Annotated in this window: 22 protein-coding genes; 5 read left to right on the forward strand and 17 right to left on the reverse strand. The window is 38.6% G+C overall.

Annotation, left to right across the window (positions count from 1 at the left end):
- Positions 1-5: 5 nt before the first annotated feature.
- From hisC to hisZ, 8 genes are read right to left on the reverse strand one after another with little or no spacing between them, the layout of a single operon-like run.
- Entirely contained in the window at positions 6-1,070 is a 1,065-nt protein-coding gene (gene hisC, locus AC1TO6_RS01950; RefSeq protein WP_482099918.1) for a histidinol-phosphate transaminase, read from the reverse strand.
- Positions 1,063-1,704, reverse strand: a complete 642-nt coding sequence (gene hisIE / locus AC1TO6_RS01955; RefSeq protein ID WP_482099919.1) for a bifunctional phosphoribosyl-AMP cyclohydrolase/phosphoribosyl-ATP diphosphatase HisIE — start codon at positions 1,702-1,704, stop codon at positions 1,063-1,065. The genes hisC and hisIE overlap by 8 nt, the downstream gene beginning before the upstream one ends.
- 2 nt (positions 1,705-1,706) lie before the next feature.
- Positions 1,707-2,468 carry an imidazole glycerol phosphate synthase subunit HisF gene (gene hisF, locus AC1TO6_RS01960; RefSeq protein ID WP_482099920.1) on the reverse strand — a complete coding sequence of 254 codons (762 nt, stop codon included), beginning with the start codon at positions 2,466-2,468 and terminating at the stop codon, positions 1,707-1,709.
- Positions 2,465-3,181 (reverse strand): 1-(5-phosphoribosyl)-5-[(5-phosphoribosylamino)methylideneamino]imidazole-4-carboxamide isomerase, encoded by a 717-nt coding sequence (gene hisA, locus AC1TO6_RS01965; protein WP_482099921.1) that lies wholly within the window; start codon positions 3,179-3,181, stop codon positions 2,465-2,467. The genes hisF and hisA overlap by 4 nt, the downstream gene beginning before the upstream one ends.
- Positions 3,182-3,234: 53 nt before the next feature.
- Complete coding sequence (gene hisB, locus AC1TO6_RS01970; RefSeq protein WP_482099922.1) at positions 3,235-3,819, reverse strand: imidazoleglycerol-phosphate dehydratase HisB; 585 nt, start codon at positions 3,817-3,819, stop codon at positions 3,235-3,237.
- Positions 3,812-5,098, reverse strand: coding sequence for a histidinol dehydrogenase (gene hisD, locus AC1TO6_RS01975; RefSeq protein WP_482099923.1), 1,287 nt, complete (start codon positions 5,096-5,098; stop codon positions 3,812-3,814). The genes hisB and hisD overlap by 8 nt, the downstream gene beginning before the upstream one ends.
- 6 nt (positions 5,099-5,104) lie before the next feature.
- Positions 5,105-5,731 carry an ATP phosphoribosyltransferase gene (gene hisG, locus AC1TO6_RS01980; RefSeq protein ID WP_482099924.1) on the reverse strand — a complete coding sequence of 209 codons (627 nt, stop codon included), beginning with the start codon at positions 5,729-5,731 and terminating at the stop codon, positions 5,105-5,107.
- A gap of 1 nt (position 5,732) precedes the next feature.
- On the reverse strand, positions 5,733-6,965 hold the full coding sequence (gene hisZ / locus AC1TO6_RS01985; protein ID WP_482099925.1) for an ATP phosphoribosyltransferase regulatory subunit: 1,233 nt from the start codon (positions 6,963-6,965) through the stop codon (positions 5,733-5,735).
- A 95-nt stretch (positions 6,966-7,060) separates the two neighbouring features.
- Between hisZ and AC1TO6_RS01990 the strand changes: the two genes are divergently transcribed.
- The gene (locus AC1TO6_RS01990) at positions 7,061-7,858 is read left to right on the forward strand and encodes a histidinol-phosphatase HisJ family protein (protein WP_482099926.1); all 798 of its coding nucleotides are present in this window, start codon (positions 7,061-7,063) and stop codon (positions 7,856-7,858) included.
- 60 nt (positions 7,859-7,918) lie between these two features.
- Here AC1TO6_RS01990 and AC1TO6_RS01995 read toward each other — a convergent pair whose 3' ends face one another.
- From AC1TO6_RS01995 to gdhA, 3 genes are all read right to left on the reverse strand, one after another.
- Positions 7,919-9,574, reverse strand: a complete 1,656-nt coding sequence (locus AC1TO6_RS01995) for an S-layer homology domain-containing protein (RefSeq protein ID WP_482099927.1) — start codon at positions 9,572-9,574, stop codon at positions 7,919-7,921.
- Between the two features lie 293 nt (positions 9,575-9,867).
- The gene (locus AC1TO6_RS02000; RefSeq protein WP_482099928.1) at positions 9,868-11,076 is read right to left on the reverse strand and encodes an argininosuccinate synthase; all 1,209 of its coding nucleotides are present in this window, start codon (positions 11,074-11,076) and stop codon (positions 9,868-9,870) included.
- Positions 11,077-11,241: 165 nt separating this feature from the next.
- Positions 11,242-12,624, reverse strand: coding sequence for an NADP-specific glutamate dehydrogenase (gene gdhA, locus AC1TO6_RS02005; RefSeq protein WP_482099929.1), 1,383 nt, complete (start codon positions 12,622-12,624; stop codon positions 11,242-11,244).
- A gap of 323 nt (positions 12,625-12,947) precedes the next feature.
- Between gdhA and AC1TO6_RS02010 the strand changes: the two genes are divergently transcribed.
- On the forward strand, positions 12,948-13,088 hold the full coding sequence (locus AC1TO6_RS02010; RefSeq protein ID WP_482099930.1) for a hypothetical protein: 141 nt from the start codon (positions 12,948-12,950) through the stop codon (positions 13,086-13,088).
- 78 nt (positions 13,089-13,166) lie between these two features.
- Here the strand turns inward: AC1TO6_RS02010 and AC1TO6_RS02015 are convergent, their stop codons facing one another.
- Positions 13,167-14,453, reverse strand: coding sequence for a LysM peptidoglycan-binding domain-containing protein (locus AC1TO6_RS02015; protein WP_482100115.1), 1,287 nt, complete (start codon positions 14,451-14,453; stop codon positions 13,167-13,169).
- A 168-nt stretch (positions 14,454-14,621) separates the two neighbouring features.
- Between AC1TO6_RS02015 and AC1TO6_RS02020 the strand changes: the two genes are divergently transcribed.
- On the forward strand, positions 14,622-15,266 hold the full coding sequence (locus tag AC1TO6_RS02020; RefSeq protein ID WP_482099931.1) for a spore coat protein: 645 nt from the start codon (positions 14,622-14,624) through the stop codon (positions 15,264-15,266).
- Positions 15,267-15,359: 93 nt separating this feature from the next.
- On the opposite strand, the gene AC1TO6_RS02025 is transcribed toward AC1TO6_RS02020, so the two are convergent.
- Positions 15,360-16,268: an RluA family pseudouridine synthase gene (locus AC1TO6_RS02025; RefSeq protein ID WP_482099932.1), complete on the reverse strand. Its 909-nt coding sequence runs from the start codon at positions 16,266-16,268 to the stop codon at positions 15,360-15,362.
- A gap of 114 nt (positions 16,269-16,382) precedes the next feature.
- Between AC1TO6_RS02025 and AC1TO6_RS02030 the strand changes: the two genes are divergently transcribed.
- Complete coding sequence (locus AC1TO6_RS02030) at positions 16,383-17,042, forward strand: HAD family hydrolase (RefSeq protein ID WP_482099933.1); 660 nt, start codon at positions 16,383-16,385, stop codon at positions 17,040-17,042.
- Between the two features lie 79 nt (positions 17,043-17,121).
- On the opposite strand, the gene AC1TO6_RS02035 is transcribed toward AC1TO6_RS02030, so the two are convergent.
- Entirely contained in the window at positions 17,122-17,784 is a 663-nt protein-coding gene (locus AC1TO6_RS02035; protein WP_482099934.1) for a YczE/YyaS/YitT family protein, read from the reverse strand.
- 260 nt (positions 17,785-18,044) lie between these two features.
- Between AC1TO6_RS02035 and AC1TO6_RS02040 the strand changes: the two genes are divergently transcribed.
- On the forward strand, positions 18,045-19,238 hold the full coding sequence (locus AC1TO6_RS02040; RefSeq protein WP_482099935.1) for an NAD(P)-dependent malic enzyme: 1,194 nt from the start codon (positions 18,045-18,047) through the stop codon (positions 19,236-19,238).
- 59 nt (positions 19,239-19,297) lie between these two features.
- Here the strand turns inward: AC1TO6_RS02040 and AC1TO6_RS02045 are convergent, their stop codons facing one another.
- From AC1TO6_RS02045 to metA, 3 genes are all read right to left on the reverse strand, one after another.
- Positions 19,298-20,008 carry a YetF domain-containing protein gene (locus tag AC1TO6_RS02045; protein ID WP_482099936.1) on the reverse strand — a complete coding sequence of 237 codons (711 nt, stop codon included), beginning with the start codon at positions 20,006-20,008 and terminating at the stop codon, positions 19,298-19,300.
- Between the two features lie 179 nt (positions 20,009-20,187).
- Positions 20,188-20,946 carry a hypothetical protein gene (locus tag AC1TO6_RS02050; protein ID WP_482099937.1) on the reverse strand — a complete coding sequence of 253 codons (759 nt, stop codon included), beginning with the start codon at positions 20,944-20,946 and terminating at the stop codon, positions 20,188-20,190.
- A gap of 60 nt (positions 20,947-21,006) precedes the next feature.
- On the reverse strand, positions 21,007-21,915 hold the full coding sequence (metA, locus tag AC1TO6_RS02055) for a homoserine O-acetyltransferase MetA (protein ID WP_482099938.1): 909 nt from the start codon (positions 21,913-21,915) through the stop codon (positions 21,007-21,009).
- Positions 21,916-22,029: the final 114 nt, after the last annotated feature.

The following is a 22,029-nucleotide window of genomic DNA, read 5'->3' on the forward strand; positions in this document are numbered from 1 at the left end:
GTAGTTCAATATGAGTTGATAATTTTGACCAATTTATCAACTAATTGTTCCATCTGCTCATCTGTACCAATTGTAATGCGTAAATAATTATCAATTCCAGGTTTATTAAAATACCTGACTAGCACATTTTCTTTTTTCAATTCGTTATAAAGAATTTCTGCATGCACCGTTTTATGAGTTGTGAAAACAAAGTTCGCTTGTGAAGGCAATGTCTTGAAGTTAAGCTGATTCAATAGCTCTATCGTTTTTTCCCGCGTAACAATTATTTTTTCCACTGTTTCAGTAAAATAAGATACATCCTCAAATGCCGCCTTTGCACCGACTAATGCTAGCCGATCCAAGGTATAAGAATTGAATGAGTCTTTAATTCGTATCAATGCCTCGATCAAAGAATGCGAACCCATTGCAAAACCGACACGTAAACCAGCAAGTGAACGCGATTTTGATGTTGTTTGAATGACGAGTACATTATCATATTTCCGAATCAACTCGGTTGCTGATGTTGAAGCAAAATCAATATACGCTTCATCAATGATAACTACTTGATTCGGGTTTTTTCGGATAATTTCTTCAATCACTTCAAGCTCAGCATAAATACTGGTAGGTGCATTCGGGTTCGGTAAAATGACGCCGCCCTCCGAGTCAAAATAATCTTTTGCAGACAAAGTAAAATCTTTATTCAATGGAATTTCTTCATAGGGAATATCAAATAACTTTGCATACACAGGATAAAAACTATAGGTTACGTCAGGAAAGCGAATCAGCTTACCTGGTTCGAAAAATGCCATAAAAGAGAATGCTAATACTTCGTCAGAGCCATTGCCTACAAATATTTCATCAGTAGAAAGATTATAGTGCCGCCCTATCGTTTCACAGAGTTCCGTCGCTGTAGGTGATGGATACAATTGAAGGTTGCGCGCCATCTCCTCCTGGATAGCAATCGATACATTTGGACTTGGAGGATATGGATTTTCATTTGTATTCAATTTGACGATATTGGGTTGTTCAACCTGCTCACCGGGAATATAGGGTTCTGTTCTTTTCGCCATTGTGCTCCAAAACTTACTCATCCCGAAGTACTTCACTTTTAGGTCTTCTATTTGTCAATACTTTTTTGACGTCTTCAACAGTTACGCCTAACTCTTCCATGAGCACAAGTGAGTGGTACGTCAAATCAGCAAGTTCACTCGTCACTTCAGCTTTATCACGGTTTTTTGCACCAATGACAACTTCAGTTGTTTCTTCCCCGACTTTCTTCAAAATCTTATCTAATCCTTCGCGGAATAGGTACGTTGTGTATGAACCTTCTACGGGATTGGCATGGCGATCTTTTATTTCATCTATTATTTCATGAACAATGGATCGGTTCGATAATTTCTCTTCGAATACAGGTTTATGGAAACAAGTAACTTCCCCCGTATGACAAGCCGGACCCATAGGTGCAACTTGAACCAATATGGAATCACTATCACAATCCAATGCGAGACTTTTCACTAGTTGACGATTGCCGGAAGTAGCCCCTTTGTTCCAAAGCTCTTTTCTAGACCTGCTGTAAAACCAAGTCTCCTTCGTTTCAATCGTCTTTTGTAACGCTTCCTTATTCATATATGCGAGCATTAGTACATTACCGGTGCGATCATCTTGAACAATGGCAGGAATCAATCCATTTTCGTCAAACGCAACCGTGTCGATTTGTATTGTCATAGTTACTCATTCCCAACGGAGGTATTTTTGTTTGCTAAATATGTTTTTAGTTCGCCAATATTAATGTCTTCGAAATGAAATACAGATGCGGCTAGTGCAGCGTTGGCTTTTCCTTCTGTTAAGACAGTGTGGAAGTGTTCAGGCGTTCCCGCTCCACCGCTTGCAATGACAGGGATACTAACTGCTTCAGCAATTGTTCTTGTCAATTCGAGATTATACCCGTCTTTCACGCCGTCTTCACCGATACTATTAACTACCAGTTCACCTGCGCCCCACTTTTCAGCCTGCTTTGCCCATTCAATAGCATCTATACCTGTGTCTTTCATGCCACCATTTGAGAAGACGGACCATTTGGAAGGTCCCACTTCATTCACATCCATCGATAAAATAATTCGTCCAGAACCGAATTTTTTTGCTGCTTCTTCTATTAGAGATGAATCGATGAGCGCTGCACTATTGATGGATACTTTATCCCCACCTGCATCAAATACCTTCTGGATATCTTCAATTGTCCTGATGCCGCCTCCTACAATAAATGGCACTGGTACTTCTATTGCAATTTGTGCAATTAGGTCTAGGAACATTGGACGGTTTTTTGTTGAAGCGGCTATGTCATAAAACACAAGTTCATCGGCGCCATCAGCCACATATTTCTTCGCTAATGTTAGTGGATCCGCAACTTCTTGAACTTCTAAAAACTTTTTACCCTTAACAACTTTACCGTTATCAAAATCGAGGCATGGTATAATTCGATTGTTTGTCATCCTCTACTTCCCCCTAATACTTTTTCTAAAGAGATTTTACCTTCATATAACGCTTTACCAATAATTGCACCATATAAATCGAGGTCCTCTAACTGAGCGATGTCAGTCTCTGTAGAAACGCCGCCTGACGCCACAATATTAATGGAAGATGCTTTGTCCATTAATTCTAGTTCTTGAAAGTTAGGGCCTTGCATCATGCCATCTTTCATAATATCTGTGTAAATGACTGTTTTAATGCCAATTAGCTCCAATTCATGTAATAAGTCAACAGCCGACACATCACTCGTTTCCGTCCAACCGTCCGTTGCTACCATTCCTAACCTAGCATCGATGGAAACTGCAATTTTGTCTCCATACTTTTCTACAGCTTGCTTTAAAAATGGTTTGTCCTGAATTGCAGCAGTTCCAATTATTACTCGACTTACGCCTGCCACAATATGTGCGTCAATGATTTCCATGTTCCGTATACCGCCACCTACTTGAACTGGTATCGCAACACTTTTAGCAATCGCCTGGATTGCTTCCAAATTTAAAGAATTTCCTGTTTTAGCTCCATCTAAATCTACAACGTGTATGTACTCGGCACCTTGTCTTTCCCATTCCTTTGCCATCTCTGTAGGTGAATCATTATAGATAATCTCCTGATCATAATCACCTTGAATTAACCGAACACACTTACCATTACGAATATCAATTGCAGGAAATAAAATCATGCCTTCTCCTCCTATTTGTAGTAGATATGTCTATATGAAGTACGGTACTGTTTTTACAGCATTCCCTTTGTTGATGGAACTCCTTTTACATCCGGGTTGATTGTACTCGCTACACGCAAAGCACGTCCAAATCCTTTAAATATGGATTCGATAATATGGTGACTGTTTTTCCCGTACTGTAAATTAATATGCAATGTCACTTTGGCATGACTTGTAAATGCATGGAAAAACTCTTCTACAAGCTCCGTATCGAATTCTCCCACTTTGTCTTTCAATCCTTCTACGTTATACACGAAAAACGGACGACCACTAATATCAATGGATACCGTGGACAACGCTTCGTCCATCGGGGTTGACACCGTTGCATAGCGTTCGATGCCTTCCTTTGATCCGATACTCTCGTAAAATGCCTGTCCCAAAACGATACCAATATCTTCGACCGAGTGATGCTGGTCAACTTCAATGTCACCATCACAATCAACTGTCAAATCAAATCGTCCATGATTCGTAAACAGTGTCAGCATATGATCGAAAAAGCCAACCCCTGTATTAATGTTCCCTTTACCAGTTCCATCAATCGCAAAATCCAAATTAATCTTGGTTTCAGCAGTCTGTCTTGAAATCAATTTTCTACGCATTCTTATCCGCCTTCCTAACTTGAATTGAATTTGCATGGGCTGTTAAACCTTCTGCATTTGCAAGTGCTATAATGTCATCTGAAACATCTTGTAGTGCCTGCTTTGTATAATGAATGATACTTGATTTCTTCATAAAGTCATAGACACCTAACGGAGAAGAAAATGCGGATGTCCCACTTGTCGGTAATGTATGATTTGGACCAGCCATATAATCGCCCAAAGCCTCAGGGGAATAGTTTCCTAAAAAGATTGCCCCTGCATTGTGTATGAAGGGTAATTGCTCTAACGGATTTTCAACCATTAACTGCAGATGTTCCGGGGCGATCTCGTTTACAAAATCAAAAGCTTCTTCTATTGATTCAACCAAAATAATTCTTCCATTTCTCTTAATAGAAACGTCGATGATTCTCTTGCGTTCTGCGATTTCGGTTTGTCGTAAAACTTCTTTTTGAAGTGCCTCAGCAAATCCCCTGCTCGTTGTCACACATAGCGCTGTTGCATTTTCATCATGCTCCGCTTGTGATAGCAGATCGGCTGCGACAAATTCCGGTATTGCACTATCATCTGCCACGACACAAATTTCACTCGGACCTGCAATCATGTCGATGGCGACGTCTCCGAACACCCATTTTTTAGCCCGTGCTACGTATGCATTTCCTGGCCCCGTTATTTTTACGACTTTTTCTACCGTTTCCGTTCCATACGCTAGTGCTGCAATCGCCTGTGCCCCACCGACTTTATAAACTACATCAACTCCAGCTTCTTGTGCTGCTACGAGTACATGTGGATTTACTTTGCCATCTGCCTGAGGCGGTGTGACCATTGAAATCTTTCCGACCCCAGCAATTTTTGCCGGTATGGCATTCATCAGAACAGTAGATGGATAAGCTGCTTTCCCTCCAGGTACATATATTCCTACACTTTTTAAAGGCGTCACTTTCTGGCCTAACATAATCCCTTGTTCTTGATTGATAAACCATGATTGTTCTTTTTGAATTTCATGGAATACGGTAATATTTTGTTTCGCTTTTTTGAGTGCACTAATGAACGACTCTGTAACCAACGTCTGCGCTTCTGCGAACTCTTCAGCTGTCACAATCAGGTTATCCAGTTGGACACCGTCAAACTGAGCCGTATAACTTAATAAGGCTTGATCTCCCTCTTTGCGAACCGCTTCGATAATTCCTAACACAGTTCGATCAAATTCAAGGTCAAATGCTAGTCCTGTTGTGTGTAGCGCTTTCTCTTCTATATATTGCTTCAATGATACAATCTTCATGAATTATCACTCCAATACGGCTTTTAAGTCCGAAATGAATTGCTGGATTTGACTCGTTTTTGTAGCGTAACTTGCTTTATTAACAATTAATCGTGCACTGATATCTGCAATTTCTTCTAATACGACCAATCCATTTTCTTTAAGCGTCTTACCTGATTCAACAATATCAACAATGACATCTGCCATACCGATGAGAGGGGCCAATTCAATCGAACCATTCAACTTGATTGTTTCAATGCGAATGCCTTTGCTGTCAAAATATGCTTTTGTTACGGCCGGATACTTTGAAGCAACAGTCAATAATGAACTACTCTCCAGTTGTTTATCTGGGAATCCAGCAACCGCCAACTGACATTTTCCTATTCCCAAATCAAGCAATTCATAGACATCAACCGGATCCTCCATTATAGTATCTTTTCCGACAATTCCAATGTCTGCTGCACCTTTTTCAACATAAGTCGGTACATCCACCGCTTTCACAAAAATGAGTTTAACTGTATTTTTGTCATCGTAGATTACGAGTTTCCTACTTTTTTCATGAAAGTCTGAAAAATGAATTCCCGCTTTTTCAAAAAATAATAATGCTTTGTCAGCAGTTCGTCCCTTTGCCAACGCAATCGTCAAATGGTTCATTTCAATTCAATCCTCCTGCAAGTAAATCCAGTAACTCATTCAAATCTGAAAATGTCGTTGTTTTATCTTTATATAAAAGTGAATTGAGACCTTGCCCCAAACGAATCAAGTATTCGCTTTGCCGTAAATCTGCCAGCTCTTTCTGTTCAGAAAATGATAGAACGCTATACTTACGTTCCCTTAAGTCATTTGCAATAACTATGGCCTGCTCCAATTCGTTATCTTCGTAGATGATTTTAATATCAATCGGATAAGGGGATACGGCTTCCCTGCTATCAGTCGCTTTAACCAATGACTCAATTTCGCAAGCAAATCCGATCGCCGGGAGGGAAGCGCCAAACTCGTTTCCTAATTCATCGTAACGTCCGCCCATTAATACAGGCTTGCCAAATTTCTCGACATAACCTTGGAATATAACGCCTGTATAATAGCCCATATGATTAATTAAGCCTAAATCCATGACGATATACTGTTCCAGTCCATACATTTCCAATATACTATAGACATCCATTAAATAATCGAGCGTTTCCTGCATTTTATCCGTCAAGGCAATTCCTTTAGTACGTTCGCTTACATCCTTAGGATTTCCATATAAAAATGGGATACGTTCGATTAACTCTCTCACATCGTCATCGATTTCCATTTTTTTGAGAAAGGGTCCAATTTCCACAACGTTTTTCGCTTGTATCAATGACTTTAATTGATTAATTTGCGGTGTAGATAGCGGAAGACTCTGAATAATTTCGTTAAAAAAACCCGCGTGACCTAGTTCAATTTTAATATCGTTGAAACCTAAATCTTTCATTAAGTGACACGCAAGTGCGATTACTTCTGCATCTGCTTCGGGAGAGCTTTCACAAAAGTATTCAATACCCGCCTGTGTCCGTTCTATGCTTTCATTATTATCTAATGGCTGGCGAAATACTTCTTGAACATAGAAATAGCGAAGCTCACTCGAAATTCCCGGGAAGTTTTGTACAAGTTCTTTTGTTATCGGAATCGTAACATCGGGTCTCAATACTAAGACTTGTCCAGTATGATCGATTACTTTTATCATTTCATTTTGATTGATTGAACTCTTTACTTTTGAATACAAGTCATATTGCTCAAATGCAGATGTCTTAAGGCGTTTATAGCCGTATGTTGTAAAACGCTTATTTATCGTTTTAATGATTCTTTCAAATCTCTCGTTCTCACTAAGCATCCTGTCCGGATACACTTCATTTCTAACCAAATTTAGCACCCCTTACTTTATTGCTTTACTAGACTAAAGTTATTTAGTACTATAAAGGTATAACTACGATTTGTCAACAGGAGGAATGATTATTAATGTTTGATTATCACATGCACAGCTCGTTCTCAGGAGACTGCTCAATTCCAATGGAAGATATGATTGATGGAGCCATTCAAAAAGGATTGACAGAGGTTTGTTTTACTGAACATATCGACTATCAATACCCTGATGATTCAATCGTCTTTGATTTTGATAAATTGGATTACACAAATAAATTATTAGAAATGCAGAAAAAGTATAAGGGACTTATTGAAATTAAGAAAGGCGTCGAAATCGGCGTACAACCCCATTTATTAAACAAATATGAAGATTTAATGGATAACGAAACGTTCGATTTTGTCATCTGTTCTATGCATACAGTCGAGAGAAAGGGAATGCATTACGGAGAGTTTTTTGAGAATAAAACGATAGAGGAAGCATATGGCATTTATTATGCTGAGTTGCTGGACTGTGTAAAAAACTTTAAACGTTTTAACATTCTTGGTCATATTGACCTCGTAAAAAGATATACACAAAAGTCCTGCGATAATCCATTCCATGATGAAATAACCGAGATTTTCAATATAATCATTCCTGAAGGTAAAGGTATTGAGCTAAATACATCTGGTGTACGCTATGGATTAGCGAATGGCATGCCAAGTGATGATATATTAAAGCTTTATAAAAAATGTGGAGGCGAAATAATTACGCTTGGTTCTGATGCACATAAGCCCGAAGATATTGCATTTCAATTCAGTGAATCACTCGAATTGCTACAGGCCACTGGATTCAAGTATATCACTACGTTTACCGATCAAAAACCAACCTTCCATTCCATTAGCAATTTGATATAAAATCACAAAACGGTCCGTCACATCCTGATTTCTAAAGATGTGACGGACTATTTTTCTGTTCTATTGCTGTACAGGCTTTAATATAGTTGTGAAATTCACAACTATTTTTGCAGCTTGTGCACGTGTAGTGGAACTGCTAGGCATGAATTTCCCCTGAAATCCTGTTGCAATGTTTAATTCACGGAGCATGGAAATGGCATTAACTGCTTCCGCATTATAATTTCCTAAATCAGTATAAGGAGCTTTTTTAGTAGCTGTATATGCCTTACCCGTCACAACTTTAGATGCACGTTCAATCATTAATGCAAGTTGAACTCGCGTTACTTCTGCACTTGGTTTAAAGTTTCCTTTGTCACCTTTAATAATTCCATATTTATATGCAGCATTAATTTCCGCCTTGGTTTGTGCAGCATAACCGTTAATATCACCAAATGGAGCAGCTTCGTTTGTTTCTAGTTTAAGTGCACGTACAAGGATTGCCGCTGCTTGTACTCTAGTCAAATTTTGATTGGGTTTAAATGTACCATCTGGATAACCACCAATAATCCCTTTCACTGCTGCCTGTTCAATGTACAATTTCAATCCGTTATTTTCTATATCTGTGAATAGCAACTGTTCTCTATCCTTAGTCGTTACTGTTACTATCGGATTATAGATACTTTTATTTCCAGCTTGATCGACAGCTACAACAGAAAAGAAATACGCTGTATTTTTATCTAATTTTTCTATTTTATAAGCCGTAGCATCTCCATTTACTGTGGCAATATGTTCTGTCCCACTATAAATTTCATAACTCGTCACTGCTAGATTATCAGTAGCAGGCTGCCAATTTAAGTTAACTGAATCAATTTCACTCGATTCAGCAACCAGACTGTTGGCTGGTATCCATGGATTCGCAGTAAGCATCTGTGTCCAAAATTGATCTTGCACCTTTTGATAACCGAGTTCACTTAGGTGGATATTGTTAGGGTTTGGAACGTGAGCCAAGTGATCAGTAGCAATTACTTCGCCGGTTGGTACAAATTTCGCTGTCGATCCCGTGAGCCCCAGTTCAATGCCTTTGTTCAATGAGTTAAGAAGTTGTTCAAGAAATGGTTGTATTTCAGCGGACATATAGGGATAAGGATTGTAATAGCCCATTACATAAACTTGTGCATCTGGATTGAGGTTATTAATTTGCTTCAAAGTCAGTTTATAGTTCAGTGCTACTTGTTGGATTGCTGTTGCCATCGCTTGCTGATCGACAGTTGCAACACCAGTGGTTGAGTCTATTTTAACAAGTGGTAATACATCATTAGCCCCAGCACTAATTGTAATCACTTCTGCGTCTGCTATTGACTGGTGAAGTTGAACCTTCTCCACATTATAGCCACTACCGAAAACATCTTTAGTCACATCCTCCTGAAGGTCTTTCACTATATCTCCTGTTGTATACCCTGGAAATGAGAAACCTTTATTAAAGGACTTTAATGCACCAATCGAATGCATTGATTGTGCAAGGTAATCCGTATAGCCTTCCCCTAATTCATTGTTTGGAGTTACTCCTGCCGCCAAAGAATCACCGAGTGCCACATAATCGACTGGTACTACCCAAGACGGTGCATTTGTATCAAGTGCGCTCGCTTCTTCAGCAGAGAAATGTAATGGACCTGCAACCATCTGGAACATAAGTGCAACTACGAAAAGTAATGGTAGTTTAAACCTATTTTTATTCATGTACTTCCCCCCAATCTAATTTTGTTCAGCTACTTTCCTTGTTAGTACAATTATACTGTCCAACCTCCTTATTTAAATTACTAACACTTTTAATTTATTCGCCAAATAGCATCTAATCCCTTCAATTTCACTCAGACAAAAGAAGAGCGTGCATCAGCTAAAGACATCGGTAAATACCCATTTACTTGTAGCACTAATCTTTTACATATAATTCTCTGAGTGGGAACTTTATACAATAATAAGTCAAAAAACCTTCTACTATCCTTAGTAGAAGGTTCTAAATATGAAGTAATTTAATTTTTCACTGCTTGTTTGTTATTTACCATGCTATGAACTTCCGTCGGTAAGCCCCATAGTTTTATGAAACCAACAGCCGCAGACTGGTCAAATGAGTCATCAGAAGTATATGTTGCCAAGTTCATATCATAAAGCGAATTTGCTGACTTCCTACCTTCAACAATTGCATGTCCTTTGAAGAGTTTCACTCGGACTGTACCATTGACATATTGCTGTGTTTCTTTAATGAATGCATGCAACGCCTCTTTAAGCGGCGAAAACCAGAGACCATTATAAATCAATTCACTCAGTTTTTGTGAAATAATTGGTTTAAAATGAGCCAGTTCTTTGACGAGTGTTAAATCCTCTAGTTCCTTGTGTGCTTTCAATAATGTAATAGCACCCGGGCACTCGTACACTTCACGTGATTTGATACCGACCAGACGATTTTCCACATGGTCAATTCTCCCCACACCATGTTTCCCGCCGATATCATTTAACTTTAGGATTAATTCACTAAGCGGATATTGTTGACCATCAATACTTACCGGTACACCTTTTACAAACTCAATTTCAATGACGTCCGGCGTATCCGGTGCATTTTCAATTGAAACCGTTAGTCCAAAAGCGTCTTCAGGTGGTGCTGCCCATGGATCTTCCAAAACTCCACATTCATTAGCACGTCCCCATAAGTTTTGGTCAACTGAATACGGACTACCTAGGTCGATTGGTATCGGAATGTTTTTCTCTTTCGCATAGGCGATTTCTTCTTCTCGTGACCAGCTCCATTCACGAACAGGAGCAATTACTTCAAGTGAGGGATCAAGTGCTTTAATAGCAACTTCAAAACGAACTTGGTCGTTACCTTTTCCGGTGCAGCCATGTGCAACAGCCGTAGCGTTTTCTTTATGTGCAACTTCTACAAGTTTTTTTGAGATGAGTGGACGTGAAAGAGCTGAAACAAGTGGATATTTGTTTTCATAATATGTTTGAGCTTGAAGAGATAGTAATGCATACTCTTGAGCAAATTCCTCTTTCGCATCAATTACATAACTGTTAACTGCTCCAACTTGCAATGCTTTCGCTTGGATGAAGTCCAAATCCTTTCCCTCTCCAACATCCAAACAAACTGCAACAACTTCGTACCCCTGTTCTGTTAGCCACTGAACTGCTACAGAAGTATCCAGTCCACCGGAATATGCCAATACTACTTTTTTCTTAATCATAATAAATTTCCCTCCCATTCATCCGCCTGTATCTTTATGCATCATTTTGTATTTTTATAATAACATATTTTAAAATTAATACAATAGGTCTGAATAAATTTTTCATAAACAAAAAGAGTACACAAATACTATTTTGTGTACTCTTTTTAGGGGACTGTCATAACCTTAACTAAGACCATGGGCTACCATTGCATCTGCTACTTTTAAAAATCCTGCAATGTTAGCTCCAACTACCAGATTTCCCGGATGGCCATATGTCTCTGCAGCATCTAAACAGCTCGCATATATATTTTTCATAACGTTTTGAAGTCTTTCATCAACTTCTTCAACCGTCCAAGATAAACGCATGCTATTTTGTGACATTTCCATTGCCGATACTGCAACACCACCTGCATTTGCCGCTTTAGCTGGAGCAAATAATACATTGTTTTCATGGAAAACGGACATTGCTTCCAACGTACAAGGCATATTCGCACCTTCCCCAATCGCTTTCACACCATTTGCAATCAGTATACGTGCAGCTATCTCATCAATTTCATTTTGAGTTGCACAAGGTAGCGCAATATCACATGGAATTGTCCAGATATTGGAACAATCATCATGATACACCGCATGTGGATGTTCTTTAATATATTCAGATATCCGTTTGTTCTCAACTTCTTTTAAACGCTTGATGGTCTCTAGATTAATGCCATTTTCATCGTAAATATAACCGCTTGAATCACTACAAGCCAGAACCGTCGCTCCTAATTGAATCGCTTTTTCAATTGCATATGTCGACACATTTCCTGACCCAGAAACAATAACTTTTTGTCCTTCAAAACTTAAACCTGCTTCTTTCAACATCTCTTCAACAAAATAGACAGTTCCATATCCAGTCGCTTCTTTACGCCCAAGACTACCGCCGTGTTTCGGATCTTTCCCGGTGAATACACCTGCTTCATATCCACCTTTCAAGCGATTATACTGTCCGAACATATAACCGATTTCTCTTTTCCCAACGCCAATATCGCCAGCTGGCACGTCTGTATCGGGACCGATATACTTACTTAACTCTGTAATGAAACTTTGGGTGAAACGCATAACTTCACGATCCGACTTTCCTTTTGGATCAAAATCAGATCCACCTTTTCCCGCGCCAATCGGCTGACCTGTTAAGGCATTTTTAAAAATCTGTTCGAATGCGAGGAATTTCATGATACTACTATTTACGGAAGGATGAAATCGGATTCCGCCTTTGTAAGGACCAAGATCACTATTGAATTGAACGCGGAAACCACGATTTACATGGACTTTCCCTTTGTCATCTTCCCATGCAACTCGAAAAATGATGATTCTTTCTGGTTCTGTAATACGCTCTAAAATACCATTTGTAATATAGTCGGGGTGCATGGAAAAGACAGGTCGAAGCGAATCGAAAATCTCTCTTGTCGCCTGTAAGAATTCCTTTTCATCTGGATTTCTCTTTTTAATCAGCTCATAGACTTCATGAACATAATCATTTGCTCTTTTTTTATTTTCTGCGTGCGTTTCATTCAACTTCGTCATGGGTCACTCATCCCTTTCTTATATAATTAACTGCAGGAACTGCTGAATCCCCACTCTCAAAGACAAATAACATTTAAGAATTAAACGGTTAGTTTTAATAGTATCTCTGAAATCATGATATTATTCAACATTTTTTTGATTCTGAATAAGTAATTATACATCATTTTGTTATTTTTATGTATACGAAAAAAAGACATTTACATATTTCTGAAAATGGTGTATTATCTAATTATTCTAGTATCAATTGACTTTGCATATATTAAACCGTATTGCTGTTAAATGCTATTAGAAAATGACAATCAGGAGAAAGAGGGAGAACGATTATGAAAATCAAAAAAATGATACGTGCATTTGTAGGAGCTAATATAATGTTGATTATGACTTTCGTTTTCCTACCTGCATTAATTTTTAATCCAGATTTAGAATTATTGTCAGCTTTTAACAACTATCTTAATAGAGACTAACCTATTTATCCAAAATATTATAGTGTAGATGATGAAAAAATGAACCGCGAGTGCTTAAAGCACCGCGGTTCTTTTTATTTATTCTATTTTGCGTATAGTAAAGTTATCCTCCAAAAGCAACCAATTTTGTGGGAACGCCAACCCTAACTTCCAATACATAATTCCTCGTAAATTAAACTGTTTAATTAAGTCAAATTTTGCTTGAATGCTACGAGCATCTTCAAACCATACTTCATGTTGAACGCCTGTGTCGTCTGTGTAGTTGAAATGCGGTGCCTGCGCTACATAATCGTACTGAATGTCAACCTCTTCCTCTACTGCAAGTTCTATCGCCTGTTGTGGGCTAATTGCCTTAGCTGCAGATCCGCCTTGACTAGGGTAAGGAGACGACCAGTCATAGCCATAAAGATTTTGGCCCAAGAATATTTTTTCACTCGGGATTTGAGTGACAGCATACTCAACTACATTCCGTACAGGACCGATTGGACTGACCGCTTGCGGATCACTATACGTATATCCCCATTCATATGTCATTAAAGAAACGAAATCCGCGATTTCTCCGTGGGTACGATAGTCATGGGCGCCATAAATCCCTGTCCGGACGTCGCTTGTCATAGGCGCAAGCGCAGTGGAAATTGTGAATCCGGCTTGATGGATAAGATCTCTCGCTTTTCGAAGGAAACTATTGTACAGTTCGCGATCCTCCGGATGTAATAGTTCAAAGTCAAAATGGATGTCCTTATATCCGACATCATTGGCAACTTGGATGAGATTTCCGAACAGACGGTTTTGAGCCTCTTCGTCTGTAAATAATACATGTGCAAGATCAGCATTGAATGTGAACTCTTCCAGGTTCGTTACGACTAGCGCATTTGCCGCACCCGCTGATTCGGCGATATTCGGAATATCATCCAGCGGAGGCGCTTTTAATGAACCGTCCCGCTGTGCTTCATAGCTGAACATAGCGAGATACGTCAGTGCACCGACCCGATTTCTCACTTCATCAATCATCGTTTGAGTTACCGGGGTCCGGGGTTCGACGTAAAGTAATGATTCAGCCGGCTTTTTCGGTTTTGGCGGGATGTATAGTCGCTGGCCGATTTGAAGAGTTTGTGTTGGTGAAAGCCCGTTGATTGTTGCTAGCTCATTGACTGTCATACCATACAATCCTGCAATGACATACAGTGATTGACCTGGCTGAACCCAGTGGAAGCTACCAGTTGTCGGAATGACTAAGGCTTGACCAACAACGAGCCGTGATGGGTCCGGCAATTCATTAGCTTGTGCAATTTCCGTGTAATTAATTCCATAAGCCTGAGCAATCCTATACAAACTTTGCCCTTTTTGAACCACATGAATCTGCATACTCATCATCTGCCTTTCATTGACAAAAATGTCCTCTACCTTAGACTATTTTTGTTAGGAAGAAGTTATGCATCATTTTTTTTAATTGAAGATCTTTGCGTATAACTATTACATGACAAACCATACTACTGTTGATGAAAAACTTTATTATTAGGAGGAATTATTTAAGTGACGCAAAATCCATTCGGTCAAAATCAAACTCATGAGAACATGCATACGGGTACGGTTCCTCAACAAATGAATCACGGTGGTCATGAATTATTCGATGTTCATGAGGCACTATCTGGTACAGTGGCAGCCCTGAATCAAGCAATGCTGCTTCGTCCACACGTTCAGGATCCTGAGTTACTTGATATTTTGGATCGCCAATACCGTTTCACATTAGACGAATATAATATTACTGTTGAAACCTTCAAAACGGGACAGGATCCTTCACATCCGACCGGTAGCTACAAAATGAAACAAGGAAATGATTTTGTCTATGGCATGAAACCCTCGCAACCCAAGAAGCCTATGCAATCTGTTTCAGAAATTTCGGACGAGATCATTTCAGGTTTTCTACTAGGGTCAGCCAAAGCAGCATCATCGATGAAAACGATGGTAGCTACGGAAACCTGTAACCCTGTACTTCGCCGTGTGTTGGCCGACTCCGTTCCAAACTGTATCGAAATGGCTTATGAACTGTCAATTTATCAAAATAAGCATCATTATTACCAAATTCCACAATTGGCAGAGCAAGATATGCAGCAACTACTAAATGCATTTGCATCATCGACTGGTCAACCGGGTATGCCGAATAACAAACTTCAGTAAAATAACTTTAAACAAAAATCAGGTGCCTACTCAATTTAAAGTGGGCACCTGATTTTTGTTTAATGACTAGGTCTTCATGTGTATTCCAACCAATTATTTTGATTTGGCAACAAGAGATGATGGTACGTCTGCCGTAAAGCGGACAAGTTCTCCAGTTCGAGGATGTATAATTGCTAACGCAGTTGCATGAAGTCCAATACGTTTGATTGGATTTACAGAAGATCCATACTTTTTATCGCCGACTATCGGATGACCGATATCTTCCATGTGCACGCGAATTTGGTTTTTACGACCTGTCTCAAGTTGAACTTCAAGTAACGTGTAATTTGCATTTGACTGCAGTGTTTTATAATGGGTAATAGCATGTTGTCCACCGTTGTCAGTAGGATTAGAATACATTTTATATGTTTTACTTTCTTTTAACCATGATGAAATTGTACCCTCTTTCTTTCTAACTTTACCTTCAACAAGTGCAGTGTACGTACGTTCCTTCACGACCTCATTCCAAGCAGCTTGTAAACCGTTCTTCACTTCTTCGTTCTTTGCAAATAACATCACACCCGAAGTATCCCGGTCAAGGCGGTGAACAATATAAACACGGTTTCTGGAATTGGATTCTTTTACATAGTCCATTAACTGTCTGATAGCCGTCATATCTTCCGGGTTTTTCGATGCGACAGATAGAAGTCCAGCCTCTTTATTAATAACAATAATATCGTCATCCTCATGTAAAATCGTAACACCGACCAGCGTTTCCTCTTTCAATGCTGCTTGATTTTTAAGGATTTCAACACGCTGTCCCGGTCTGAGGGGATGATTATGTTGCGTGATTCCCTTTCCATCAACTGTAACCTGCCCGCGCGTCAGTATCGATTTCACTGAATTCCTACTGCTCTTAGACATCGACTCGAGTAAAAAAGGTAATAGTTCTGTAGGTTCTTTAACCAGATAAATTGCTGTGTCGTCTTTTCTGCTAGAAGAATTCTTATGATTTTTTTTCATAATATAATACGCCTCACTCTCATCTCTTATTATCCTCAAATTGCTACAACAATACAAACGCTGTATGATTAAACATAAGAATTAATTACAAATAGCAAGAAAAAGGGGATTTTTATGCGAGTTGCAATATTCGATTTTGATGGAACACTGTATTCGGATGAGACTTTCCAACTTCTCATGAACCATTTAAGATACCACCCCGTTTACAAATCAAATTATAAGCGTTTTTACCGTGCTATCTTACCTCCATTTATCGGTCATAAGTTAAAGTTGGTTCCAGAGGCTAAGATGAAAGAACGATCCATGCAAGTCTATTTAAACGCACTCCAAATTGCATCCATTGCGGAGATGAATACCTATTTTGGTGAACTAACTGAGAAAGTACGTGAAGGTTTTAATCCTGAAGTCATTGCACGGCTAAAGAAGCATGCGAATGACAATGTACATATAATGCTTGTTTCGGGAGCGTATACTTCTCTTTTAACATCGGTAACCAAAGAATTGCAATTTGACACAATTATCGGCACCGAGATTCCTCTGAAGGGAGAAATCATCGATTATAAAACACCTATTTATCATATACAAGGACTACGTAAAAACGAAAAAATCAAGGAAGTTTTAGATGGCTATGATATCGATTGGCAAAATAGTTTTGCATACGGTGACAGCCTGTCCGATTTATCCGTCTTGGAACTCGTTGGTAACCCCGTGGCCGTTAGACCTGAACCAAGATTACATGCAATTGCTACTGAACGGAAATGGGAAATAGTTTAAACGAAAAATATATTGAAATTAGCCAGTATGACAGATTTTAAACGTACCCTACGTCCAAACTACAAAAACCAACATCCACTCAAAAGGATGTTGGTTTTTTGTTTATTTCTGTCATACAAATTCGGTTTCTAAATTTCGTTACTGGCGGATAGATGATATGAATAAGTGGTCCAATAGCAAAGGTAACAATGATTGTTCCAATGCCAATAGGTCCTCCAATAAAAAATGCCAAAACTAGGATAAATACTTCCATCACTGTTTTTGTTACAGCCAAACTTTTTCCTGAAAGTGATTGTAAGGCCATCATCAAGTTATCCACAGGATTTCTAGCAAAACTTGATTGAAGTTTAAAGCAAATACCTATTCCAATAATAACAATTCCTGCTGTTAATAAGAAGATTCTCATAGCCATTCCGGTTACCGAGTACGTAGAAAATACGATTAGCAACCAAAAATCGATAAAAGAACCAATGATTAATATTGTTATAATCGCTGAGAAATCCGGTACTTTTTTTAGTAGGACACTATTTATAATGATCAATAGCACGCCAACAATAAAGACCCAACTTCCTACCGTAAATCCAATAATATCTGAAAGCCCCACATACAGAGCATCCCAAGGTCCCGCACCCAAATCAGAAAGAATCATTAAACAAATCCCTAAAGACAATAATGCAAGTCCTATTAAATAAAACAAACCAATAATTACTATATTTTTCATAAAGTCAGCATCTACTTTCACATTTCTAATCTTAGTTGCCTGCCCCTTTTAATGTACCATATTTTTTTCTTGAAGATTCATTATTTCCGATAATTTTATTAAATGAGCTTTTTTTCGAATTATTTTTGATTTTAAGCAAACACTGATATAAAAGCAATGTAAGCGCTCCATTCGCTAAATTTTCTAATTGTACGGAATTTTCACTCTTGCATTATTATCTGCTTCATGTTAATAATTTATAACAACAGATAAAAACACTACAATGGAATGGGGTATGTTAAATGACGAGTTCTTACCGGTCATCTTTAGAAATGCATCAAATTCACAAGGGCAAAATGGAAGTTATTTCAAAGGTTCCACTTGAAAATAGTAGGGATCTTAGCCTAGCTTATTCACCAGGAGTTGCAGAACCGTGTATAGAGATTGCCAAAAACCCCAACGCAGTATATGACTACACAATCAAAGGGAATTTAGTAGCAGTGATTACAGATGGATCTGCTGTGTTAGGTTTGGGTGATATTGGACCAGAAGCGGCACTTCCTGTAATGGAAGGAAAAGCTCTATTGTTAAAGCGATACGCCAATATTGATTCGTTCCCAATCTGTTTAGGTACAAAAGATGTGGACACCATCGTTCAAACAATCAAAGCTATAAGCCCGACATTTGGCGGAATTAATTTAGAGGACATTTCAGCCCCGCGCTGTTTTGAAATTGAAAAGAGATTACGCGAGGAATGCAATATCCCAGTATTCCACGATGATCAGCATGGTACTGCTATCGTCGTTGCCGCTGGATTAATTAATGCTATGAAAGTCGTCAAAAAAAATATGGCAACCCTTAGAATAGCTGTAAATGGAGCTGGTGCCGCCGGGATTGCAATTGTAAAACACCTGTTGAACATTGGTTTTGAACAAATTGTCATCTGTGATTCAAAAGGCATTATTTACACAGGCCGTCCTGATGGTATGAATCCGACTAAAGACGAAATTGCACAAATTACAAACCCACACGGTCTACAAGGGTCTTTACAAACCGCTATGACAGGTGCAGATGTCTTTATTGGTGTTTCTGCGGCCAACATTTTATCAAAAGACGATATCGACTGCATGAACTCCAATCCAATTATCTTTGCTTTAGCTAATCCCGACCCTGAAATTGCACCTGCTTTAGCGAAGGAATTAGGGGTACGTATTATGGCAACAGGTAGATCCGATTTTGCAAATCAAGTGAATAATGTGCTTGCATTTCCAGGTATTTTCCGAGGCGCTCTAGATGTGCGTGCAACCGAAATCAACGAAAGCATGAAGCTTGCAGCTACTTTTGCCATTGCTTCTGTCATTGACGATTCCGATTTGCATGAAGACTATATTGTTCCTGATCCTTTTGATGAACGCGTTGTAAAAGCGGTCACAGAAGCTGTGAGTAAAGCGGCAATAGAATCAGGGGCTTCTGCCCTTTCGCTCGCTGTCCATTAAATAGAACCAGTATAAAAACGTCGTAAAAAAGGGATACCTCCCTTTTTTCGACGTTTTTTTCAACTTTCCGCATTTTTCTTCATTTCAATTTGGAGACTGCCGTCCGTTTGTACTTCAGCAAAGAATACGTGTTCAACTTTACCAACACCCTGCTTTTTTAATTGTTCGTACAAACACTCTTCCGTCAGATTCAGCTCTCTTAAATTCCTTGTGGCAATTTTCCCTTCTGCAATTAGTTCAGTCGGAAGATATTTGGGAGCAGGAGCGTTAGCATTTACGTCTTTTTTTGTAGCCCCTTGTAATTCCACTTTCTTTAAGACACTTAACTGTCCATTTGTTTCAAGAAGCGCATAATGGTCGTCTGTATATGAAAAAATACTTTGTTCACGCAACATCATCGTTAAATCATTTAAATGCAGACGTAATTTCTTCATTGACTCTTCAACGAGTTTTCCTTCATATATGACAATAGTCGGCTGATCATCTAGTATTATTCGTGCTTTCTTAGATTTAAATGCAATATAACTCATTAGCATTGTCAAAAATGCCCACCAGATCATTGAGATCACCCCATTTAAAAATGGCGTTCTAGATTCTCCTGCTATATCTGCTGCAATTGACCCAATTGTAATACCGGTAACATAATGGAAAAAAGTTAGCTGAGAAATTTGCTTTTTCCCTAAAAACCGGGCAAGTATAAGAAGGACTAGAAATGCAGACGTTGTCCTAATGATCATTTCCCAAAAATCCACTTCTAAAAATTTATCCAAAACCACACCTCCACTATAGAGGAAGTGTTCCATTATTACCTATCGCCTATACATGTAAGTATCTTGAAGTATAATTATTAAAAAGAGAGCACATCCAATAGCCATGTGAAATGACTGTTGGACTGCTCTCTCTGTATCAATTACCATGTTTGGATTCAAATCAAGTGAGCGTCACCTGTTCATTCAGTATTTTCCTCTTTTTCTTCCTGCTTGTGATTCAACATGAAACGTGTCGAATTTTGTTCCTGTCCGCTCAGTACTTTAGGAACGCGCGAAGTTGTCGTATTATAGCTGCCTTCTATTTTTCTTGTTAAAAAGGATGTTCGCTCGTAAAGGGCAGAGCGGAGATTATCCAGTTGTCTTACTACCTTCTCCAACAATCCCTCTTGGTTGTCCAACCTTATGATTACATCCTTTTGAACGTTCTTATGCTGCGAAAATTGGTCAGATAATTGCTGTTGCTGATTCATCTGCTCATTTATTTTAAAGAGTACTTCCTCGTTTGCAGATGTAATTATTTCAATGCGCTTTATAATTTCTTGATTTGATTGACTTATACCCTTTACTTGCAAATTATAATCCTGATTCAAATTTCTCAGGTTCCAAAACCTCTCAAGAAGCACTTGATTCTTATCTTCTAATTTCGAAAACGAATTTTGTGCTTCCTTCTCAAAACTTTCACGACGGATATCATTTTCTTTTAATCCCGATAGTTGTTCATGGATTGATATCATTCGATTTGATTGTGCTTTACTTTGTCGTTTCAGTAAGTTCTCCATCATATTAAACCGGCGGTTGGTTGTTTCGGTCGCTTCCTTCTGTTCTTTCATCCATTCCGCTAAAGGGTCTATTTTGAAGTGTTCTTGATTTTGATTTTTAATGTCCTCATTATTTTTAAAGACATTCGGATGCCCTTTTTCATTGATAAACAACCCCACACTTTTTCCCCCTTTGTCGTATTATCTTATGCACTATACGATAAAAAGGTCATTAAACAGTTATTCCCACACATAAGGCGTTTCTTGATAGACATAATAATTAAGCCAATTAGAGAAAAGCAAATGAGTATGTGAGCGCCATGTGTTCAAAGGTTCTTTAGTGGGATCATCATTCGGAAAATAGTTTTGTGGTATCTCAATGTCTACCCCTCTTTTAAGGTCACGTGCATATTCCTCCGCAAGTGTATCCGCGTCATATTCCAAATGACCTGTAACCATAATATGTTTGTTGTCTTTGGAAAGGACTATGAAAGCTCCTGCATCTTCAGACTTGGCGAGTAGAAGTAAACGAGGATCATTTTCAATTTCTTCTATTGAGACAGACGTATAACGTGAATGCGGCGCTCTGAATTCATCATTAAAGCCTCGTGAAAGATTGATGGTAGGATCGGATAAACGATGTGTAAAAACGCCTGAGCATTTTTTCGGCAATTCAAATTTTCCAATTCCATAATGATGATAAAGAGCTGCTTGAGCACCCCAACAAATATGTAAAACTGATGTTACATTTAATTTTGACCATTCCATAATTGCCGTTAATTCTTTCCAGTAGTTAACATCTTCAAATTCCAAATGCTCAATAGGTGCACCGGTAATGATCAAGCCATCGAAACGGCGATGTTTCACTTGTTCAAATGTCGCATAGTATGCATCTAGATGTGTTTTACTAACATTTTTCGAATCATGTGTTGCTGTATTCAAAAATGTAACATTTACTTGCAACGGTGTATTTCCCAGCAATCGTAGTAGCTGTAACTCAGTTCTTTCTTTCTCAGGCATTAAATTTAGAATTGCAATAGTCATAGGACGTATATCTTGAGATGTTGCACGATCTTCATCCATCACGAATATTTTTTCCTTCTTCAATAGTTCTACTGCCGGTAATTGTTTCGGTATATTGATTGGCATTTGTCGTATCCCCTTTTCGATTTTATATGTATGATTTTTTAAATAGCGGTAGGCTCCTGCAACTCGATGCAATTCATATTGAAAACCTTATAACTTCCTACCTTTTTAAAATAT

Source organism: Sporosarcina sp. Y352 (assembly GCF_056786535.1).